Annotated in this window: 18 protein-coding genes and 1 tRNA gene; 8 read left to right on the forward strand and 11 right to left on the reverse strand. The window is 62.8% G+C overall.

Annotation, left to right across the window (positions count from 1 at the left end):
- Positions 1-4: 4 nt before the first annotated feature.
- Entirely contained in the window at positions 5-502 is a 498-nt protein-coding gene (locus B0G83_RS16635) for a heme-degrading domain-containing protein (RefSeq protein WP_105508471.1), read from the reverse strand.
- A gap of 269 nt (positions 503-771) precedes the next feature.
- Here B0G83_RS16635 and B0G83_RS16640 point away from each other — a divergent pair.
- Positions 772-848 (forward strand) — tRNA-Met (locus B0G83_RS16640).
- 178 nt (positions 849-1,026) lie between these two features.
- Here the strand turns inward: B0G83_RS16640 and B0G83_RS16645 are convergent.
- A complete protein-coding gene (locus B0G83_RS16645) occupies positions 1,027-2,112 on the reverse strand; it encodes an iron-containing redox enzyme family protein (RefSeq protein WP_105508472.1) in 1,086 nt (361 codons plus the stop codon).
- A 167-nt stretch (positions 2,113-2,279) separates the two neighbouring features.
- Between B0G83_RS16645 and B0G83_RS16650 the strand changes: the two genes are divergently transcribed.
- From B0G83_RS16650 to B0G83_RS16675, 6 genes are all read left to right on the forward strand, one after another.
- Positions 2,280-2,825: an NUDIX hydrolase gene (locus B0G83_RS16650; protein WP_105508473.1), complete on the forward strand. Its 546-nt coding sequence runs from the start codon at positions 2,280-2,282 to the stop codon at positions 2,823-2,825.
- Positions 2,826-2,834: 9 nt separating this feature from the next.
- Positions 2,835-3,578: a leucyl/phenylalanyl-tRNA--protein transferase gene (gene aat / locus B0G83_RS16655; RefSeq protein WP_105508474.1), complete on the forward strand. Its 744-nt coding sequence runs from the start codon at positions 2,835-2,837 to the stop codon at positions 3,576-3,578.
- Positions 3,579-3,969: 391 nt separating this feature from the next.
- The gene (locus B0G83_RS16660) at positions 3,970-4,791 is read left to right on the forward strand and encodes an arginyltransferase (protein ID WP_105508475.1); all 822 of its coding nucleotides are present in this window, start codon (positions 3,970-3,972) and stop codon (positions 4,789-4,791) included.
- A gap of 193 nt (positions 4,792-4,984) precedes the next feature.
- Positions 4,985-5,962: a quinone-dependent dihydroorotate dehydrogenase gene (locus B0G83_RS16665; RefSeq protein ID WP_244146882.1), complete on the forward strand. Its 978-nt coding sequence runs from the start codon at positions 4,985-4,987 to the stop codon at positions 5,960-5,962.
- A gap of 171 nt (positions 5,963-6,133) precedes the next feature.
- Positions 6,134-6,928, forward strand: coding sequence for a cystine ABC transporter substrate-binding protein (locus B0G83_RS16670; protein ID WP_035550685.1), 795 nt, complete (start codon positions 6,134-6,136; stop codon positions 6,926-6,928).
- 153 nt (positions 6,929-7,081) lie between these two features.
- The gene (locus tag B0G83_RS16675) at positions 7,082-7,741 is read left to right on the forward strand and encodes an amino acid ABC transporter permease (protein ID WP_105508477.1); all 660 of its coding nucleotides are present in this window, start codon (positions 7,082-7,084) and stop codon (positions 7,739-7,741) included.
- 40 nt (positions 7,742-7,781) lie between these two features.
- Here B0G83_RS16675 and lepB read toward each other — a convergent pair whose 3' ends face one another.
- The 6 genes from lepB to B0G83_RS16705 form a co-directional block, all read right to left on the reverse strand.
- Entirely contained in the window at positions 7,782-8,483 is a 702-nt protein-coding gene (lepB, locus tag B0G83_RS16680; protein ID WP_105508478.1) for a signal peptidase I, read from the reverse strand.
- A gap of 103 nt (positions 8,484-8,586) precedes the next feature.
- Positions 8,587-9,606: a Gfo/Idh/MocA family protein gene (locus B0G83_RS16685; RefSeq protein WP_258167912.1), complete on the reverse strand. Its 1,020-nt coding sequence runs from the start codon at positions 9,604-9,606 to the stop codon at positions 8,587-8,589.
- 146 nt (positions 9,607-9,752) lie between these two features.
- The gene (locus B0G83_RS16690) at positions 9,753-10,475 is read right to left on the reverse strand and encodes a FadR/GntR family transcriptional regulator (RefSeq protein ID WP_105508480.1); all 723 of its coding nucleotides are present in this window, start codon (positions 10,473-10,475) and stop codon (positions 9,753-9,755) included.
- A gap of 360 nt (positions 10,476-10,835) precedes the next feature.
- On the reverse strand, positions 10,836-11,669 hold the full coding sequence (locus B0G83_RS16695) for a class I SAM-dependent methyltransferase (RefSeq protein ID WP_105508481.1): 834 nt from the start codon (positions 11,667-11,669) through the stop codon (positions 10,836-10,838).
- Between the two features lie 45 nt (positions 11,670-11,714).
- The gene (locus B0G83_RS16700) at positions 11,715-13,637 is read right to left on the reverse strand and encodes an alpha/beta fold hydrolase (protein ID WP_105508482.1); all 1,923 of its coding nucleotides are present in this window, start codon (positions 13,635-13,637) and stop codon (positions 11,715-11,717) included.
- Between the two features lie 158 nt (positions 13,638-13,795).
- A complete protein-coding gene (locus B0G83_RS16705; protein WP_105508483.1) occupies positions 13,796-14,773 on the reverse strand; it encodes a glycosyltransferase family 2 protein in 978 nt (325 codons plus the stop codon).
- A 267-nt stretch (positions 14,774-15,040) separates the two neighbouring features.
- On the opposite strand from B0G83_RS16705, the gene B0G83_RS16710 reads away from it, so the two are divergent.
- Entirely contained in the window at positions 15,041-16,498 is a 1,458-nt protein-coding gene (locus tag B0G83_RS16710; protein WP_105508484.1) for an oligosaccharide flippase family protein, read from the forward strand.
- A 25-nt stretch (positions 16,499-16,523) separates the two neighbouring features.
- On the opposite strand, the gene B0G83_RS16715 is transcribed toward B0G83_RS16710, so the two are convergent.
- Genes B0G83_RS16715 through B0G83_RS16725 form a run of 3 tightly spaced genes read right to left on the reverse strand, consistent with a single transcriptional unit; the run spans position 16,524 to position 18,630 of the window.
- Positions 16,524-17,234, reverse strand: coding sequence for an immunity 52 family protein (locus B0G83_RS16715; protein WP_105508485.1), 711 nt, complete (start codon positions 17,232-17,234; stop codon positions 16,524-16,526).
- A gap of 11 nt (positions 17,235-17,245) precedes the next feature.
- Positions 17,246-17,845 (reverse strand): restriction endonuclease fold toxin 5 domain-containing protein, encoded by a 600-nt coding sequence (locus B0G83_RS16720; RefSeq protein ID WP_105508486.1) that lies wholly within the window; start codon positions 17,843-17,845, stop codon positions 17,246-17,248.
- Between the two features lie 53 nt (positions 17,846-17,898).
- A complete protein-coding gene (locus B0G83_RS16725; RefSeq protein WP_105508487.1) occupies positions 17,899-18,630 on the reverse strand; it encodes an immunity 52 family protein in 732 nt (243 codons plus the stop codon).
- Between the last annotated feature and the right edge of the window lie 3 nt (positions 18,631-18,633).

An 18,633-nucleotide genomic window follows, 5' to 3' on the forward strand; every position in this document is an offset into this window, starting at 1 on the left:
CGCGTCAGGCCCTGGCAAGCGCGAGCTTGCCGTAGTCATGGCCGAGATGCGCGCACAGCGCTTCCACCACCAGCTCATGATCGGCGCGCTGCGGCAAGCCGGACACCGTGATCGAGCCGATCACGCCTACCCCTTTCACCGTCAACGGAAACGCGCCGCCATGCGACGCGTATTCGGTAGCCGGCAACGCGTGCTTGTCGGCGAGCGTGCTGCCGGCCTGCTGCATCTTCAGACCGATCGCATACGAGCTGCGCCGGAAATGCGCCACCGTGTTGCCCTTGCGGCGCGCCCAATCCACGTTGTCCGGCGTCGCGCCGTCGAGCAGGCTGAAGAACAGCGGCTGACCGAACGTGCGCACGTCGATGGCGGCGGCGATACCACGCGCTTTCGCGACCTCGTGCAGATAGACGCCAACCTGCCATGCACGGTCGGCATCGAATTGGGGGAACACCAGCGCGTGTTCCTGGGCGGCAATCATCTGCAGATCGTGGGCGATATCCATGGCGTTCGGAGCGAGTAAGAATGGAAGCGGTTGAGGCGCGCGTCGATGTCGATACATGAGTGCGGTCGACACCGCACACGACGCGCCGCGCGAAGCGAACCTGGATTCTAGCGCAGCGCCTTACGAGCGCCTTCCGGCATACGACACAGGCCATGCGCGCGACGACTTGCGAGCGCGTCGTCGAGGAAATTCAAGCGTGGAGTGAAGTCGATTCTTAAATAGCTATTGCAGAGGCGTGCTGTGTACGCTATACTCTTTTCTTCGACGGACGCGGGGTGGAGCAGTCTGGCAGCTCGTCGGGCTCATAACCCGAAGGTCGTAGGTTCAAATCCTACCCCCGCAACCATCAAGCATTCAAAGGCCTGATTTCTCACGAAATCAGGCCTTTTCGCTTTTCCGGGCGAGCTTTGTTATCCGCCCGGTTCGCATCATTCACTTTCCCCCGGCTGGCTCGTGTTCACGCACGCACACGAGCCAGCCGCCCAGCAGCGGTTAATCTGCCGCGACGGTTCAACAACCACGAACTACGCGGTGAGCTGTTCGAAAAGCGCGTCGTAATAATCCCGGCAACTCGCCAGCCGCAACGCCGCGCCCAGCAAAATATCCGCACCCACCGAAGGCGTCTCGTTCACGATCGGCACGATCACATTCGCCAGCCAGCCTTCGCCGTGAATCACGTCGATGGTCACATGCTCATCGTAGTAATCGAGCTCGTTCAGGTTCCCCAAACCGACGCGCCGGCATCCACGCGCCAGCTTTTCGTATTGCGACGGATCCAGCAGTTCCGTCATTGCCATGATGCCGAGCAGCTTGAAGTAGTGACGGCGGTTCAGACAGGTCAGCATGAAGAGATTGTGGCCGGCCAATCCTTGCCAGCCGAGTTCGCCGGCGTGATTGTCGTTCGCGCGGCCTACTCCTACGGTTTCCAGCAAGTGCTGGAACAGACTCACATGACTGCGTGCGGCTTCGCCGCGTCCGGATTCATCCCAGAAGTTTTGCGCGAGTTCCTTGCGCACGCCTTCTCTCGACCCGACCATCGAAAACAGCAGCAGATCGAAGAAGCGGATATTCAACGCGCTGTCGCTTTTGAAAAACGCGATCACCTGTTCCCGCGACGCGTCTTTCTCCAGAAAATCGAACAGCGGATGCGCCGCCACCGGATGCCGCGCCCACAAGTCCTTCAACGAGCGCACCATCGCGGCGCTATCGGACGCGCCGGTTTCAATGTCGAGCCGCCCCACTTCACTGTCGATCCACGCGCGCTCGATGCGACTGCGAACCCGCGTCAAGGTCGGATTGAATTGATTCGCGGTACGCGGCGACGTACCGTCCATTACATGCAGGTCGTAAAGGGAAAACAGCGCGCGATGCACTTCTCTCAACGCCGCCGGCTCGCGATCGGCAAACGCGCGACCCAGCGCGATCTTCAGTTGATCGAGAAACCGCGCCTCCCAATCGGGCGCCTGTTCGACCCGCTCCTCGAGCTCCGCGCAATCGCAGAGCGCGGACACCGCGAGATCGAGCGGCATCGACAGGACCGACGTTAAAAGCGTGGCGCTGATTCCGCCTATGTGCGAATCAGCCTGATTTTTTCCTTGTACCTCGTTCATGCTCAACCCCTTCTGGTTTTTGTGGACTCGACCAAAGCGCTCAATACTATCGAAAGCTTTCCGTATCGAAAATTAGATTGCGCGCCGGGTTTTCATGCGTATCGCGAGCCGTCAGTGAAACCCCGTGCCAGTGATAAACTCCCATCACCCTTTCTCGTCCCCATCCTATGAAATTCTGTTCTGTCTGCGGCCAGGGCGTCAGCCTGAGCATTCCGCCGGGCGACAACCGCGAGCGCTTCGTCTGCGGCAGTTGCGGCACGGTGCACTATCAGAATCCGCGCAACGTGGTCGGCACCGTCCCGGTCTGGGACGACAAGGTGCTACTGTGCCGTCGCGCGATCGAACCGCGCTACGGCTACTGGACTCTGCCCGCGGGCTTCATGGAAATGGGCGAGACCACCGCCGAGGCCGCCTCGCGCGAAACGCTGGAGGAAGCCGGCGCGCGCGTCGAGGTGCAGAGCCTGTTCTCGCTGCTGAACGTGCCGCACGTGCATCAGGTGCATCTGTTCTACATGGCGCGCCTGCTCGACCTCGACATTGCCGCCGGCGAGGAAAGCCTCGAAGTCAAACTCTTCGAGGAACACGAGATTCCGTGGGACGAGATCGCCTTCCCCACGGTCGGCCAGACCCTACGCTTCTTTTTTGCCGACCGTGCCGCCGGCAGTTTCGGCCTGCACACGGGCGACATCTTCCGCTCGCTGCGCGAAGGTTGAGCGGCGCCCATGGTGCCCTGGCTCGGACCTGACGACCCGTTTCCCTCCGTCGAACGCGCGCTCGGCGCCGCCAGCGGCGCGCCGGGGCTGCTGGCCGCCAGCGCCGACCTGCTGCCGTCACGTCTGATCGACGCTTACCGGCGCGGCATTTTCCCGTGGTACTCCGACGGCCAGCCGGTGCTGTGGTGGAGTCCCGACCCGCGCATGATCCTGCGGCCCGCCGAATTCAAACTGTCGCCGTCGTTGCGTAAGACGCTCAAGCGCGTGCTGCGCGAAGACGCGTGGGAAATCCGCGTCGACCATGATTTCGCCGGGGTGATGCGCGCGTGCGCGCAAGCGCCGCGACGCGGTCAGCGTGGCACGTGGATTACCGCCGACGTGGTCGAGGCGTATTCATCGCTGCATCGTGTCGGCGATGCGCACAGCATCGAGAGCTGGTTCGAGGGCAAGCGTGTGGGCGGGTTGTACGGTGTGTCGTTCGGCCGGATGTTCTTCGGCGAATCGATGTTCGCGGACGTGACCGACGCCTCGAAGATTGCGCTGTCCGCGCTTGTCGGCCACTTGCGAAGCCACCATATCGAGTTGATCGATTGCCAGCAGAACACGTCGCACCTGGCCTCGCTCGGCGGTCGCGAGATCGCGCGCAAGACGTTTATCTCGCATGTCCGCGCGACGGTCGGCGCCCCACCGATTCCATGGCGCTTCGACAAGGCGGTGCTGTCGGAACTCGTCGCGAAGCCGTCTTATTTGTAGTCCCGCGTGTCGACTACCTTGGCGATTTTCCAGGCGCCACCAGGCGATCTCCCTGCCATCAGGCACAACACCGAGAAACAACCTGCCGCCATCCGCAATATACTTGTCGCTACAACTCGCGCCGCCCGTTCGATGATTCAATACCCGAGCTTCATCGCCGCCGCCCCGCGAAAATTTTCGTGTTACCGTTTATGCAAGCTTTCCGGCACGCCCCGCTGCCGACCGGCCACGCTAAGCGATTGATTGACAAAGCAACACCCGCGTTGGCGCCGAGAGACAGCCAGCCGGGAAGAATCAGGCCGAATCCGGAGCCGTCGCCTACGAGCCACGGGCCATGCGCCGCAAGGCACGCCGGGTTTGCAATACCAGAGACGCTTCGAGAGCTGCCAACGTGACTCATCCCAACGAGCTGCCTCTTTCACCGCTTTCCGCGCTGCAATTTTATGCAACGGCGCCGTATCCCTGCAGCTATCTGGATGGCCGCATCGCGCGCTCGCAGGTCGCCACACCCAGCCACCTGATCAATTCCGACGTCTACACCGACCTCGTCAAAGCGGGCTTCCGGCGTTCGGGCGTGTTCACCTACCGCCCGTATTGCGATGGCTGCCGTGCCTGCGTGCCGGTACGCGTACCGGTCGACCAGTTCGAGCCGAACCGCACGCAGCGCCGTGTCTGGAAGAAGCATGGCCAGTTGATCGCGACCGTCGCACCGCTGCACTACGATGAAGAGCACTACGCGCTCTATATGCGCTATCAATCCGCACGGCATGCGGGCGGCGGCATGGACCGCGACAGCCGCGACCAGTACGAGCAGTTCCTGCTGCAAAGCCGGATCAACTCGCGGCTGGTGGAGTTTCGCGAACCGTGGCCGGATCAGCCCGACGTGCCCGGCATCCTGCGCATGATCAGCATGATCGACATCCTCGGCGACGGGCTCTCGTCGGTGTATACGTTTTTCGAGCCGGGACTCGCGCACACCAGCTTCGGCACCTACAACATCTACTGGCAGATCGAACAGGCGCGCAGCCTGAAATTGCCATACGTGTATCTCGGCTACTGGATCCGCGAAAGCCCGAAGATGGCCTACAAGGCGAATTTCCGGCCGCTCGAAGGCTTGATCGACGGCGCCTGGCATGTGCTCGACCCAGAGAGCATCGACATGCCGCCGGTCGATCTGGCGATCCACGGACGGCGCGGACCGCTGCGGCCCTGATCCTGCCGGCGGGTCAAGCCTCCAGTAACGCTCGGCTGACACCCACACACCGCATCCCGCCCTTCGCCCCGCTTTCAATCAGTCTCATTAACGCCTCAAAGCCGTTAAAATGGCGGGTTCCCATTTTCCGGCCGCCCGGCTTCGTCCCGTGTTCAGTTCCCTCTACCCGCTTGTACGCGCCCAACTCTTTCGCATGGACGCGGAAGACGCTCATCACCTGACCTTGCGCATGCTCGGCGCCGCCGGCCGTACTGGCCTCGCGGGCGCGCTCGCGCCGCGCGTGCCGGATGCGCCGCGCACCGTGATGGGGCTGACGTTCCGCAACCCGGTCGGGCTCGCCGCGGGGCTCGATAAAGACGGCGCATGCATCGACGGTCTGGCCGCGCTCGGTTTCGGCTTTATCGAAGTAGGCACGGTCACGCCGCGCGCGCAGCCGGGCAATCCGCGGCCGCGCATGTTCCGTCTGCCGCAGGCAAATGCGGTGATCAACCGGATGGGCTTCAACAACGCGGGCGTCGACCAGTTCGTGAAGAACGTGCAGGCCGCGCGTTATCGCGGCACGCTCGGGCTGAACATCGGCAAGAACGCCGACACGCCCATTGAACGCGCCGCCGAAGACTACCTGTACTGCCTCGAACGCGTGTATCCGTTCGCCAGCTACGTGACGGTGAACATCTCGTCGCCGAATACGAAGAACCTGCGCCAGTTGCAGGGCGCGGGCGAACTCGACGCGCTGCTCGCGGCGCTCAAGGACAAGCAGCAGCGCCTCGCGGACCTGCACGGCAAGCTGGTGCCGCTCGCGCTGAAAATCGCGCCGGACCTCGACGACGAACAGATCAAGTCGATCGCCGACACGCTGCTGCGTCACCGGTTCGAGGGCGTGATCGCCACCAACACCACGCTGTCGCGCACCGCCGTCGCCGGCATGCAATACGGCGACGAAGCGGGCGGCCTGTCGGGCAAGCCGGTGTTCGACGCGTCGAACGAAGTGATCCGCAAGCTGCGCGCCGAAGTGGGCGAAACGGTGCCGATTATCGGCGTCGGCGGAATTTTTTCGGGCGAGGACGCGCGCGCCAAGCTGGCGGCCGGGGCGTCGCTGGTGCAGCTTTACACCGGCTTCATTTATCGCGGACCGGCGCTGGTAGCCGAATGCGCCCAGGCGTTGCGCTAAGCGGCGGGGACGACGGCGAACGCGGTAGCGCCAGCCTCAAGGCCATACCGCCCACGCCATCCATGCAATCCGCATGGGAATATAGACATAAACAAACAGTATTTAGGTTTCGATAGTCTGCTTTGTTATGCTTTCGTCTGTTAAAACGCCAGACGAACAAAAAGGTACAGGATGAAATTGGGCTTGCTGAAAAAGCTTCTGGTCGCCGGTCTGATCGGCGCGTCGTTCACCGCCGTCGCCGCGCACGCGGACGATCTGCTCGACCAGGTCAAACAGCGCGGCACGTTGCGCATCGGTCTGGAAGGCACCTTCCCGCCGTTCAACTCGAAGACGCCGTCGGGCGAACTGGTCGGCTACGACGTCGACGTCGCCAAGGCCGTCGCGGCCAAGCTTGGCGTCAAGCCGGAATTCGTCACGACCGAGTGGAGCGGCATCATCGCCGGTTTGCAGGCGGGCAAGTTCGACGTGATCGCCAACCAGGTCGGCATTACAGATGCGCGCAAGCAGGTGCTCGACTTCTCGCCGGCCTACACGTACTCGGCCGCGCAACTGATTCAGCGTAAGGACGACACGCGCCAGTTCAAGTCGCTCGACGACCTGAAGGGCAAGAAGCTCGGCGTCGCGCTGGGCACGAACTACATGGACATGGCCAAGGCCGTGCCGGGCATCGACGTGAAGACGTATCCGGGTGCGCCCGAATACCTGCGCGATCTGGCGGCCGGCCGTCTGGACGCGGCCCTCAACGACCGCCTGATGCTCGCGTATCTGATGAAGAACTCGCAGTTGCCGCTGCGCAGCGGCGCGAACGTCGGCGCGGGCAACCCGTCGGGCATTCCGTTCAAAAAGGGCAACCCGAAGTTCGCCAAGGCGATCGACGACGCGATGAACCAGCTCGAAGCCGACGGTACGTTCGCGAAGATCTCAGACAAGTGGTTCGGTATCGACGTCAGCAAGCCGATCAAGTAAGCGGCGTTGCGTGAAACGAAGGGCGGCATCGATCACGATGCCGCCCTTCGCTTTTTGCACCACGCCTGAAAATCCGTCGACGTTTATGATGTGCGCTTTGCGCGTCGACGCCGACGGCAATCCGACGCCAACCCGACCCGACGACTCCCGCTCATGCCCACCACTTCCCTGCTCGTCCAATCGCTTCCTGTGCTTGCACAGGGCGCCGTCCTGACGGTCAAGTTCGCGGTACTGTCGATGTTCTTCGGCCTGCTGGCCGGCGCCGTGCTCGCGTTGATGGGTGTGAGCCACAACCGCGTGCTGAAGTGGCTCGCGCGCATCTACGTGAGCGTGATGCGCGGCACGCCGCTGCTGGTGCAGATCTTCGTGATTTACTACGGCTTGCCGAGCTTCGGCATTTCGCTCGATCCGACGCCGGCCGGCGTGATCGCGCTGTCGGCAAACGTCGCGGCGTATCTGTCGGAGAGCATGCGCGGTGCGATATTGGGCATCCACAACGGCCAATGGTTGGCCGCGTATAGCCTCGGTCTTTCGCGACGCCAGACGCTGCGTTACGTGATCGCGCCGCAGGCGCTGCGCATTGCCGTGCCGAGCCTGTCGAACAGTTTGATCAGCCTGATCAAGGACACGTCGCTGGTGTCGGTCATTACCGTCACTGAGCTGCTGCGCAGCGCACAGGAAATCATCGCGTCGACCTATCAGCCGCTGCCCCTGTATCTGGCCGCGGCGGCGGTCTACTGGGTGCTGTGTCAACTGCTCGAAGGCGTGCAGCGCTGGTACGAACGGCGCCTCGCGCTGCCGTCACGCAACTGAGCGGGAGATCGCTGAGGTCGGGTCCAACCTCTAACGTCTACTAGCGACTCGCGAGCGGCGCCGCGTGCGGATCCAGCGCCGCGCCGAAGCGTTCGAAACGCGGCGCGTAGTAGTGATCCGGGTCGAGCGAAAACGCCACGCGACGCGTGCGGCCCATCAGTTCCTTGCGCGGAAAGAAACCGAAGTAACGCGAGTCGGCGCTGTCGTCGCGATTGTCGCCGAGCATCAGATATTCGCCGGGCGGCACCGTCACCGGCCCAAACGAATTGCGCGGACTGGGTGCCTCGGGCGCGAGCCGCATGGTGTGTGCGACACCGTCGAAGCGCTCGGTCAGATAATCGCCCGGCGTCACGGCATCGCCCGGCAGCGGCTTCAACTTGAGCGGCTGGTAATCGGCGCGCACACCGTTCACAAACAGCACGTTGTCACGCATCGCCACGCGGTCGCCCGGCACGCCGATCAACCGCTTGACGATCAGCTCATGCGCGGCGGACGAATCGATCGTGACGATATCGCCGCGCTGCGGATCATGCAGATGCGCGATCGTGATGTGCGTGAGGGGCACGCGCAGATCGTAAGCCATCTTGTCGACGAAGATCCGGTCGCCTTCGCGGATCGTCGGCAGCATCGAGCCGCTCGGCACGACGTTCCAGTCGGCCACCGCGCTGCGAAACAACACCATCAAGAACAGAAACGCGACGAGGCTCTTGTTGTCGCGCCACAATTTTCCAAGCATGCGCATGGCAGGCGGCTCCAGTGGAAGGTGTTCGAAAGCTGCGGACCGACGGCGCAATGGCATGCGCGGCGTGGCCCGCGCAAATCGTACCACCGCCTTGGCCCCTCCCTCACTCCCCCGCGAACTTCAGCCCCAGCGCCGCACGCGCGGCGTCGGCCATCGCGATCATCTGCAGCGACGTGCTGTGCGGCATCAGCGGACTCTCCCGTTGCCCCGCGCGAATCAGCTCGCAGAAATGCGCGGTCTCGTAGTTCAGGCCACCGCCTTCGAACGGCTCGTCGAGTTCGACGACGCGCCCGTCAGCGTAGCGGATCGTGGCGCGCGACGGATTCCACCACGGCTCGTGAATCGTCACATGGCCTTCTTTGGCCATCAGCAGCGCGTCGCCCTTGCCGTGCAGATCGAGCCCGCAGAACAACTGCGCGATACCGCGCTCGTGCTGACTGTTCAGGCTCGCGAACAGATCGACGCCGGTGGACCCGAGCCGCCCGAGCGTCTGCACCTCACGCGGTGCGCCGAGCCAGTCGACCGCGAGAAAAATCTCGTAGATGCCGATATCGAGCAGCGCGCCGCCGGCATGCTCGAACGACAGCGACGGATGATCGTCCGGCACGCCCGGCACCGAACAGCCGGCGCGCACGAGTCCCACGTCGCCGATCGGTTCGACCGTTAGATGCGCGCGCAACTTTCTGTAGAGCGGATAGAACGGCGGCTTCATCGCTTCCATGAAAAGCCGTTGCGTGGCGCGCGCGACCTCGAGCACACGCTCGAGCTGCGGCTGGTTGATGGTGGCGGGTTTCTCGCACAATACGTGCAAACCGGCTTGCAGCGCGGCGATCGCGTAGTCGGCGTGGCTGTCCTGGACGGTCGCGATATAGAGCGCGTCGATGCCGCTCGCGAGCAGCGCCTCGAAATCCGCGCAGACCTCGCCGCCGAATTCTTCGGCAAAAGCCCGGGCGGGCTCGGCGCGGCGCGACCACAGCGCGCCAAGTTGCGCATGCGGCACGAACGCCAGTCCCTGTGCAAAGCGGCGGGCAATCCGGCCGGTGCCGACGATCCCCCAACGAATCACACGGTCGGGTGAGGATGGCGGGGTTGCGTTTGCCGCGTTTATTGACGTGCTGGTCATTGTTTCTTCAAGTCCATGCAGTTCCGAACAGGCGCTATTGTCGCGCATGCCGCTCGCTCACGTGTGAACATGAGCTTGCGTCGTTCGTGCTGCAAGGTCGTCGAAGACAATCCGTCTGCCGCCCGTCGCGGCAGCAGCGGGCGCGCTTATTCGCGCGTGACGGGAGGCTCCCCGGAAAACTGGCCGCCGACTTCTTCCGCCGTGTAGTCGATCATCGCGAGCGAGGCGATTTCGGCTTCCTTCGGGTCGCGCCGTTCGATCGCGTCGACCACTCGCCGATGCGAATTCACCGCCGTCTCCCACAGCCCTTCGCGCGTGGTAACGATCGGATTGACCGTCGACAGCGCGCCGCGAATGATCGCCGCCATCTGCTTGAAGAACTGATTGCCGCTCGCCACCACGATGCGGGTGTGGAACAGCTCGTCGGCTTCCTGATAGCCCGGCTCGCCCGGCCGGATCGCGCGGAACGCCTCGAACGCCTCGCGAATCGCCGCGATGTCGGCGGCGCTGCCGCGCGCGGCCGCCTGCGCCGACGCACGCGGTTCGATCAGAATGCGGAACTCGATCACGTCGCGCAGAAACAGCGGATCGGGTTTCGCGCGAAAACGCCATTGCACGACGTCCTCGTCGATCATGCGCCAATCGCTCATCGGCCGGATACGCGTGCCGATCTTCGGCCGCACGTCCAGCATGTCGCGCGCGAGCAGCATCGACAGCGCCTCGCGCATGACGGTGCGGCTGACGTCGAACTCCTTCGACAGCACATCCTGCGGTGGCAGTATGGCGCCGTACTTCTCTTCGACGATGCCGGTGACCAGTCCGTCCATGACTTTGCTCACCAGCGATCGATCCTTGTTTGCCTGTTCCATGACACTCTCCCCGAAGCGGTGTTTGCCCCCGCGTAGCCTGTTGATCAAGCGGCCCTCGTGTGTCGTTTTATTGATGCATCCTGGTTGTTTTACGATACGTTGCTAGCTTCAAAACAGATGCGCCAGTTGGGAAACGTCCTGACAGGGTTATCCCTCTGAAGAATTGTTTCGTCCGTGTAACGCCGCATATTTTGATGGGCCATAAGCTTGCGTCCCAAGCGTGCCTGCGTTGCAAAATTTGCATAGTGCGAAGACGCACGTAGCGCGGTGAATTGTCTGACCGACACGGCGCGATGGCGCGCCGCTGGCGGAAAGAGACGGACCGGCGTCCGAAGCGCGCGCGATCGGGAATGCGTCATCTCAATCGAAGCGACAGGCGGCCAGCGGCTTGTGCGCAATGAAGTGAAACCACCACGCGCCGCTCTCCTCGACGTCGTCGGGAATTCGGTTGCCTTCGCAACTACCGAACACTGCATCGCTTTGCAAACCGACCTGCGCGAGTTGGCGGCGCTGCTCGCCGAGCGTCGTGTAGACGATCACAATGCCGAAGTTGTGCGCGGCCGCGGTTTTCACCGCATAAGCGCCGTAGTCGTGATTCAGCTTCACGTGGCGTAGGTAGTTCAGCGTGCCGAGCTGGAAGCGCCGTACGGAAATCAGCGTGCGCCAGCCGAGCTTGAGCGGGTTGGGCGTGAAGTGCGGCAACAATTGCCAGATATTCTCGAGGTAGCCTGGGCCGCCGCGGTTGTGCGACGAGAACAGCACATAGCCGCCTGGCCGCACGACGCGGTACATCTCTTCGAGAATGCGCACGCGGTCCTCGTAGTCGACGCAGTCGATCCCATTCCAGCTGAACTCGGCGAGTCCGTAGTGACCTGACGGCAACGCCGACATATCGCGCGCGTCCATGTGGCGCAAATCGTGCGTCGGATAGCGCGACCTCGCCAGTTCGAGCAGGCTCTCGGTGTAGTCGACGCCGGTGTAGTCGTTCGAGATCGCGGTCATCAACGGAATCGTGCGGCCGGTGCCGACGCCGATATCGAGCAGCGGCGCGCCGCTGCAACGCGGCGCGAGCCAGCCGAAGGCGGCCTCCTCGCCGGGGTCTGAGAAGGTCTTTTCCTGGGTGAAGACGCGCGCGGCGTCGGCTGAATTCCACGCAACGCGATTGATGCGGTCCAGTTCGGTTTGACGATGCATGGCGCTCCTCCCCGGAAGCTCACATGTGCGGGACGTCCCGCGCATTCATGAGGCTTCTCCGAATAGACGAACCGCGCGCGCCCGCTTTACAAGCCATTGCGCGGCTCTCGACCGGCGCCAGCGGGAGCGCGTCGGACGCGCGTCGTGGGCTGGTTCGGTGTCGGTCCGCGCAATTCCGCTGAAGGTGTCGCGATAGAAATTCTCGAAGTACGACATCACGTTTTCCTGCGCGCTCGACGACAGGATCGCGTGATCGGTGCGCTCGCAAAACGCCGCGCGGACGTGCTGAAAACGTCGCAGCCGCGCACCGTGCGCGCCGAAGTGACATTCCAGTTCCTCGACGCCTTCGTCGAGTACGCCATACACCAGCCGTGTCTCGGCGCCTTTGGCGTCGACCGCGGCGATCAGGCGGTGCGCTTCGCGCGCGCCCAGTTCGATACCGCTCACGCGTTCGAGCCGGTCGGCCAGCGTCGCGCCAATGCGGGCCATGAAGCGCGCCGCCAACTCGCGCGCCACCGGCCAGCCGCCCGACTGCCCCTTCAGCACGCGCAGCCATTTGCGCGGCTGGTACATGGAACGCAGATAGCTGCGCGTCGAGCCGAAGGTTGCGGGTGCAACTTTCGGTTTGCCCTGCTCGTCGCAGAGGTTGCGCCAGCTGAACTTCTGCAGATTGATCAGCACCGCGCCGGTTACGGCCGGTTCACGCGCGGCGGCATGCAAGCCGATGTAGGCGCCCGCGCAAATGCCGAGCACCACGGCGCCGCGATGACCTTGCGCGTTCAACCAGCGGGCCGCGCACGCGGCATCGTCGACGCCTTCCGGCGCGTACAACGCGTCGAGGTTGAGGCCGTCGACGGATGGCAGGCTGTCACCCAGACCGCGGAGATCGACCCGCAGCGAGCTGATGCCCTGTTGCGCGAGACGCCGTGCGAAACGCACGCCGAGTCGCGCATTGCCGATCCGGGAAACGGCGCCCGTGTTCAGTAGAAGCGCGGCAGGCGCGGTGGCGCTCGCGTGCGCTTCGCACCGCGCGGCCGGCGCGCAGTAGATGCCGAACAATCGGCCGCCGTCGAGCCAGACCGGCGTCTCGACCACGTTCGGCGCGACGGGATGGCCGGCGAGGTGGTCGGTCGCGTGCGTGGCGCAATGAACGGCAGCATGCTGCGCATCGCCGCCGACAGGCGCGCTCGCCGCCGCGTCGCCCCGCTCCGCCAGCCAGTTTTCGATCGATGCGAACGCCGCTCGCGGCAACTCGCTGTCGAGCGATTCCAGCATGAACTTGCCGTATTCGTCGAACGGCTGCCGTTCGACGTCGAGACCTTGCTCGCGATAGTGCGCGACCAGCGCGTCGACGCGCCCGGCGTCCAGCGAATCGAGGACGAGAATGCGCGTGGCGGGCTGCCGCGCATCGCGTCGCAAGTCGACGGCGCGCAGGCTCTCCAGCGTGTCCTGATAGAGACGAAAACCGTAAGCCTCGACGAAAGCGTCGGTGTCGGGCTCGTGAACGCAATCCATCGACGCCGGAATCGACAGCCACTGCCGGTAATGCGCGCGCAACTCACGCTGATAGTTCTTGCCGGACAGGACCGGCGCGAGCAGCACGAGGCCGTTCACGTCGCCGAGTTCCTGTGCCGCGAGCGCGGCCAGCGTGCCCCCCAGCCGCAACCCACACAAACTGACGCGCGCGACGCCGGTGGACTCGCGCAGCCACGCGACGGCTTCCTTGATGCTATCGATCCACGCGCGCCAGCGGCCCGGTTCGCTCGGGTCGCCGGCCGAGTCGCCGGTGCCGGGGTAGTCGAAGCGCAACACCGGCATACCGCGTTCCGCGAGCCGCTCGGCCAGCCTGCGCAAGCCGCGATAGGTGCAGAGCGCGTCATAGCCGAACGGAGAACACAACACCACGCCATGCGGCCCATTCGCCGGATGGAACCAACCGAACTGACCATCGAAGACTACTGGCCTCACGCTTCGCTCCTCACTGTGCTTACCTTTCAAGCATTACAACAAACCTCATACCTATCCTCTGTACGCCTTGCCACATAGCCCTTCTGACTGCGAGGCGCGGACGGCGCGGATAGCGTTGCTGTGCGAAAGACGAGCGTCGATGAAACGATGCAAAAAACTCAGCCGCCGTGCGGCGTACGCAGCGCGAAAGTGGAACGGGCCGCGAGCAGCACGTGATAAAAAAACCGCGCGCGCAATCGCTCGCGCATCGGGTAGTGCCGCGATAACAGCACACGCCACGCGTTGGCCGGTTCGCCGGCGCGCGCATACGCGGAGGCCGCGCGCGGCGCGACCCGGCGCAACGCGTCGTCGCGGGCGGCCTGCGCCGCGGCCGGCACGCGGCTCGCGCGCAGTTGCGCAAACGCGTGCATGGCAGGCAACGCATGGGTCGAAATGGATTGGGCCGTTTCGCGCGAGATCGACACGAACTCGTCCACGAAACAGATGGCCGCGGCGTCCATGCTAAGGCGCAGACCGAAATCGAAATCGCACGCCTCGCCGACTTCCGCCACCGTGCGATAGCCGGTCCGGCGCGCCGCCAGGGTATCCACGAGATAGCCGTTGTTTGGAAACATCTGGTCGATGCCTGCCAAGGCGGGCACGGGCAGCCGGCCGGCGCGTTCCGGCACGCGCCGGTAGTCGACGTTCAGCCGTTCGGTGGCCTGCGGGCGCGGCGTGCCGTCGTCGGCGATGACACGCTGTTTGCCGAACGCCGCGGTCAATGCCGGGTAGCGCTGCCAGCAGGCGTCCAGACTGGCCAATGCGCCGGGTTCCAGCAGATCGTCGTCGTGCAACAGCACGAGGCGTGCGCCCCACGCGCGCGCGAAAAGCCGGTTGACGTTGCCCGCTTGTCCGAGCCGCGGCGTATTGCGTTCGTAGCGGATGGGCCGTGTACTGCGCGAACGGCAGCGCTCCACGAGCTGTTGCGCGCTGTCGTCGGCGGAATCGTCGCCGATGACGATTTCGAATTCGCCGTAGGTTTGCGCGAGACAACTGTCGATGGCCTGTTCCAGCAACGCAGGCCGGTTACAGGTGGGAATGCATATCGAGATCAATCGTGCGGTCAATGCGCCCCCGCCGTTCTCGCCACGCGTCATGGTCAAACCCCGTTAAATAGCGGCACTGGGTGCCGGTGCCGAGGGTGTCGCAACGGCCCTGCCCTCTGTTGGCTATTCATTTAACCCTGGCGGATCGCGACTATCTGTACGGCCACCCACACAGGCGCAGGGGGCGCCAGGGCACTATTCGAGGCTGCGACGGGCCGACGCCGACGTGCCGCGCATGCCGCAGGGTGCGGCCGCGAACCGACGGCGTCCGGGACGAACCTCATCATTGAAGGACTTCAGCCGCCGGACAAGGGCACCATGGAAAGAAGTATCGTCAGGAACATCTTCATCAACTTCGCGGGAGCGATCGCACCGACCTTCGTTTCCCTGGTGACCGTGCCGGCGTACATCCATCTGATGGGCGTGGAGCGCTACGGTGTCATCAATCTGGTGTGGGCGCTGATCGGCTATTTCAGTGTGCTCGATCTCGGCACGAGTCTCGCGACGGAAAATCAGATATCCAAGGCACGCGCCGCCAACGACGATTCGATCGAGCGGATTTTCTGGAGCGCCTGGTTCATGAATCTGGGCACCGGCATTGTCGGTGGCCTGCTGATCTATCTCGGCACGTTCATTTACATCACGCATGGCGTGAAGATCGAACCCGAGTTTCAACGCGAAGTGATGGCGAGCCTGCCGTGGATCGCGGTGGCCGTGCCGATCGCGAACGTTTCGTGGGTGTTTGCCGGTGCGATCAACGGCGTGGAGCGTTTCGCCAGTTTCAACATCAACCAGACGATTGGCACCGCGCTGTTTCAACTGCTGCCGCTGGCGGCGATTTTCTGCTTTTCGCCTTCGCTGGCGGTCGTGATACCGGCAGCCGTGCTGGCACGTCTGATTGCCGGTGTGATGCTGGGCGCGGCCGCGTTTCGCGCCATCGGCATTCGACGTGTGCGGATGCCACAATGGCGCGTGATGGCGGAGCTGTTTCGCTATGGCCGCTGGATGCTGCTGTTTTCCGGCGCCAACATGATTGCCTCGACGCTTGACCGGGTGCTGGTAGGTGCGTTGCTCGGCGCGCGTTTCGTGACTTACTACGCGACGCCGCAGAATCTCATTACGCGTTTGAACCTGCTGCCCATTGCGATGGTACGCACGTTGTTTCCGCGACTCTCGGCGGTATCGCGCGCGGATGCGGATGCGCTCGCGCACCGGGCGCTCGCGTTTTTGAACGGCGCGTTTACGCCTTGCGTGATCGTCGCGCTGTTCGCGTTGAAGCCGTTTTTGATGCTGTGGCTCGGGCCGGCGGTCGCGGCTGCGGCGCCGGTTGCCGGCGTGCTCGTGCTGGGCGTGTGGCTGAGCGGGCAGTCGGGCATTCTGGGGATTCTGATTCAGGCACAGACGAGTCCGGCGGCGATTGCCGGTGTGAGCTGGATCGAATTACCGGTGTTCGCCGGCGCGTTGTGGTGCGGGATTCACTGGTTCGGGATCATGGGCGCGGCGGCCGTGGTGGTGCTGAAGAGTTTCTTCGACTATGCGGTGTTGCTCGTTTTCTCGCGGCTGCATGTGTGGTCTATTGTGCGCAATATGCTGGTTCATCTGGCGTTTCTGGTTGTTGCGCTGGCGTTGGCCGAAACGATTAACGCGCTGCCGGTGAGTATTCTGGTTGCGCTCGCGCTGGCGGCGGCGAATCTCGGACTATCGTTGCATGGGTCGAGTGAATTGCGTGCGGTGGTTTATAAGGCTTGGGCGCGGGTGACGTTGTCGTGGGGTTAGTGGGTTTTTCTGTGAGCCGGCTGGTTCAAAGGTCCACATAGCGAGGTAGGAGATCCTGATCGACGAGACGGATCTCGATACGGTTGGCGATTTCGATGTGCTCGGGGTTGTCGATGGAGAAAACGGTATCGGTTACGCTCACGATGATTGTTCCAGTTTGCTGCTTGCCCGTCGCACGGATAGGGATCAGTGCACGCGCCTCGGGAACCTGCTGCGTCGTTATGATCGTTGGCAAGTACAACATCCAACCGACACCAGGCTTGTCGTCAAAGACCTGCTTCCCGGCATATGCGCGCGGCGCCACCGCCAGATACGCCGGAGCGAAAGCCCCGATCGCCGCCAAAACAACTGACGCCATCGAATTAACGTCGCCGAATGCGGCATCGTTATACAAACTGACCACGAAGGAATCCGGCAGGTATTTGTCTCCGACGAGACAGGCAAGCGTCGCGCCTTCGTTATGGTCCTCATCTCCGTCCCATAGTGCAACGGAAGTAAACATCGAATCGTTCGCATATCGATGGCGGAGGACAGCGACAAGCGCCGCAGAAGGCTGTCCGTTCTCGAAAGCCCGATACATGTGTGCTTCTTCCGGACTGTCCCCTTGCGCGTACCAGTCGGCGAACCGCGCGTCGATACGCGTCATCGCGTTGGTCACATGGTGAATACGAGTCAGGATGTTCGGAAAATCGGTCGAGGTTAGCGACTCATCGCGGAATTGAAGTCTGATATCCATTTGCACAGTCCCTACGGTTGATAAACGGAGGTAACGGCAAATTCTCGTAGCACCGGGAGCATGAAACTCCGTGTTCTCGGCGTCTGGAAATACCATATAAGCTTGGCGGGCGGATTCGCACGAGTGACACGAGCCTGCTTGCCGATCGTTTCGGACATGGTTTTGAATCCGTCGAACCACTTCATAGGTTTGTCGGGCACGGCAAAAAACTGATCGTAGTTTCCCTTCGCTTCCTGCAACAGACAGTTGGAAGGCTGACATCCGTCGAAGTCAATGCCTAGCCAATTCCATTCGTCGCTCCAGCGGCACTGCTCTGTATCGAACGCAAAGCCAGTAGTACGTGCCTGATACCGATAAGCGTCCCAGTTGACACCATGGCGCCTGCGCACTTTGGCCCCTCCTTCCGGCGGACATTTCCTGCAACCCTCACGAGTCCGCGGCAACGCGCGCACCGCAGGCGTGCTTTTGCTGTCATCCTTCGAAGCATCACCCGCCACGCTTCCCACCGCCCCCGTGGCCGCCCCACCCAACAACGCCTTTCCCGCGCTCAACAAAACCGGCCCAAGTTCCGCGACCGCTGCCTCTAACAACGGCGCGAATAATGTCCCCATACGTCAATTCTCTCTGTCTATTGGTTGGTAACCGATCTGAATGACTATCGGGCTCAAAGGTCAACGTAGCGAGGCAGCAAATTCTGATCGACGAGACGGATCTCGATGCGGTTGGCGATTTCGATGTGCTCGGAGTTGTCGATTGAGAAAACGGCGTCGGTTACGCTCACGATGATCGTTCCGGTTTGCTGCTTACCCGTCGCACGGACAGGGATCAGCGCACGCGCCTCGGGAACCTGCTGCACAGTGATGATCCCGGGTAGATACAGCATCCAACCCACGCCGGGTTTGTCGTCGAAGACACGTTTGGACGAATACTTTTGCGGAGCCGCCGCTACGTACGCGGGCATGTAAACGATGGCAATCTTCGAGACGATCTGAGCGATTGCGTTGAAGTCTCCCAATCGAGAGGCGGTGGTATTTTCCTCGCCGAGTGTGATGTCCAGGTCGCCCGGCATGGGGCCGTTATCAAAGATCAGCACAATTGACGCCCCGTCCTTTTTAACCGACGCCCCGTTCCACATACCTACAGCCTTAGGGTGTTCTTTTTCATTGCGATATTGCTCGTCGAGTACGGCCTTTGCAGCCGGTGATAGCAACGCTTTCTGTTCATAGATTGCATGTAGTCGAGCTTCAGCCACGACATTTCCCTGGAGAAACCATTCGGCGAGACGTGCGTCCTTGCCCGCGAGCGCTTCGATAACGGACCATAGTCGTGTCAGATGGAAATTGAAATCAGACGGGACTATGTCCCGTTGCTCTCTGTACTGGGCTACAAATTTCATATC

This window comes from Paraburkholderia sp. BL21I4N1 (genome assembly GCF_002973525.1).
Taxonomy (GTDB): Bacteria; Pseudomonadota; Gammaproteobacteria; order Burkholderiales; family Burkholderiaceae; genus Paraburkholderia.

Bases quoted from the DNA above. Each gene is read 5' to 3' on its own strand.
- B0G83_RS16685 (WP_258167912.1), bottom strand. From the start codon at position 9,606: ATGACCAGCACGTCAATAAACGCGGCAAACGCAACCCCGCCATCCTCA.
- aat (WP_105508474.1), top strand. From the start codon at position 2,835: ATGGTGCCCTGGCTCGGACCTGACGACCCGTTTCCCTCCGTCGAACGC.
- B0G83_RS16690 (WP_105508480.1), bottom strand. From the start codon at position 10,475: ATGGAACAGGCAAACAAGGATCGATCGCTGGTGAGCAAAGTCATGGAC.
- lepB (WP_105508478.1), bottom strand. From the start codon at position 8,483: ATGCGCATGCTTGGAAAATTGTGGCGCGACAACAAGAGCCTCGTCGCG.
- B0G83_RS16720 (WP_105508486.1), bottom strand. From the start codon at position 17,845: ATGGGGACATTATTCGCGCCGTTGTTAGAGGCAGCGGTCGCGGAACTT.
- B0G83_RS16635 (WP_105508471.1), bottom strand. From the start codon at position 502: ATGGATATCGCCCACGATCTGCAGATGATTGCCGCCCAGGAACACGCG.
- B0G83_RS16725 (WP_105508487.1), bottom strand. From the start codon at position 18,630: ATGAAATTTGTAGCCCAGTACAGAGAGCAACGGGACATAGTCCCGTCT.
- B0G83_RS16670 (WP_035550685.1), top strand. From the start codon at position 6,134: ATGAAATTGGGCTTGCTGAAAAAGCTTCTGGTCGCCGGTCTGATCGGC.
- B0G83_RS16695 (WP_105508481.1), bottom strand. From the start codon at position 11,669: ATGCATCGTCAAACCGAACTGGACCGCATCAATCGCGTTGCGTGGAAT.
- B0G83_RS16705 (WP_105508483.1), bottom strand. From the start codon at position 14,773: ATGACGCGTGGCGAGAACGGCGGGGGCGCATTGACCGCACGATTGATC.
- B0G83_RS16645 (WP_105508472.1), bottom strand. From the start codon at position 2,112: ATGAACGAGGTACAAGGAAAAAATCAGGCTGATTCGCACATAGGCGGA.
- B0G83_RS16675 (WP_105508477.1), top strand. From the start codon at position 7,082: ATGCCCACCACTTCCCTGCTCGTCCAATCGCTTCCTGTGCTTGCACAG.
- B0G83_RS16665 (WP_244146882.1), top strand. From the start codon at position 4,985: ATGGACGCGGAAGACGCTCATCACCTGACCTTGCGCATGCTCGGCGCC.
- B0G83_RS16715 (WP_105508485.1), bottom strand. From the start codon at position 17,234: ATGGATATCAGACTTCAATTCCGCGATGAGTCGCTAACCTCGACCGAT.
- B0G83_RS16650 (WP_105508473.1), top strand. From the start codon at position 2,280: ATGAAATTCTGTTCTGTCTGCGGCCAGGGCGTCAGCCTGAGCATTCCG.
- B0G83_RS16710 (WP_105508484.1), top strand. From the start codon at position 15,041: ATGGAAAGAAGTATCGTCAGGAACATCTTCATCAACTTCGCGGGAGCG.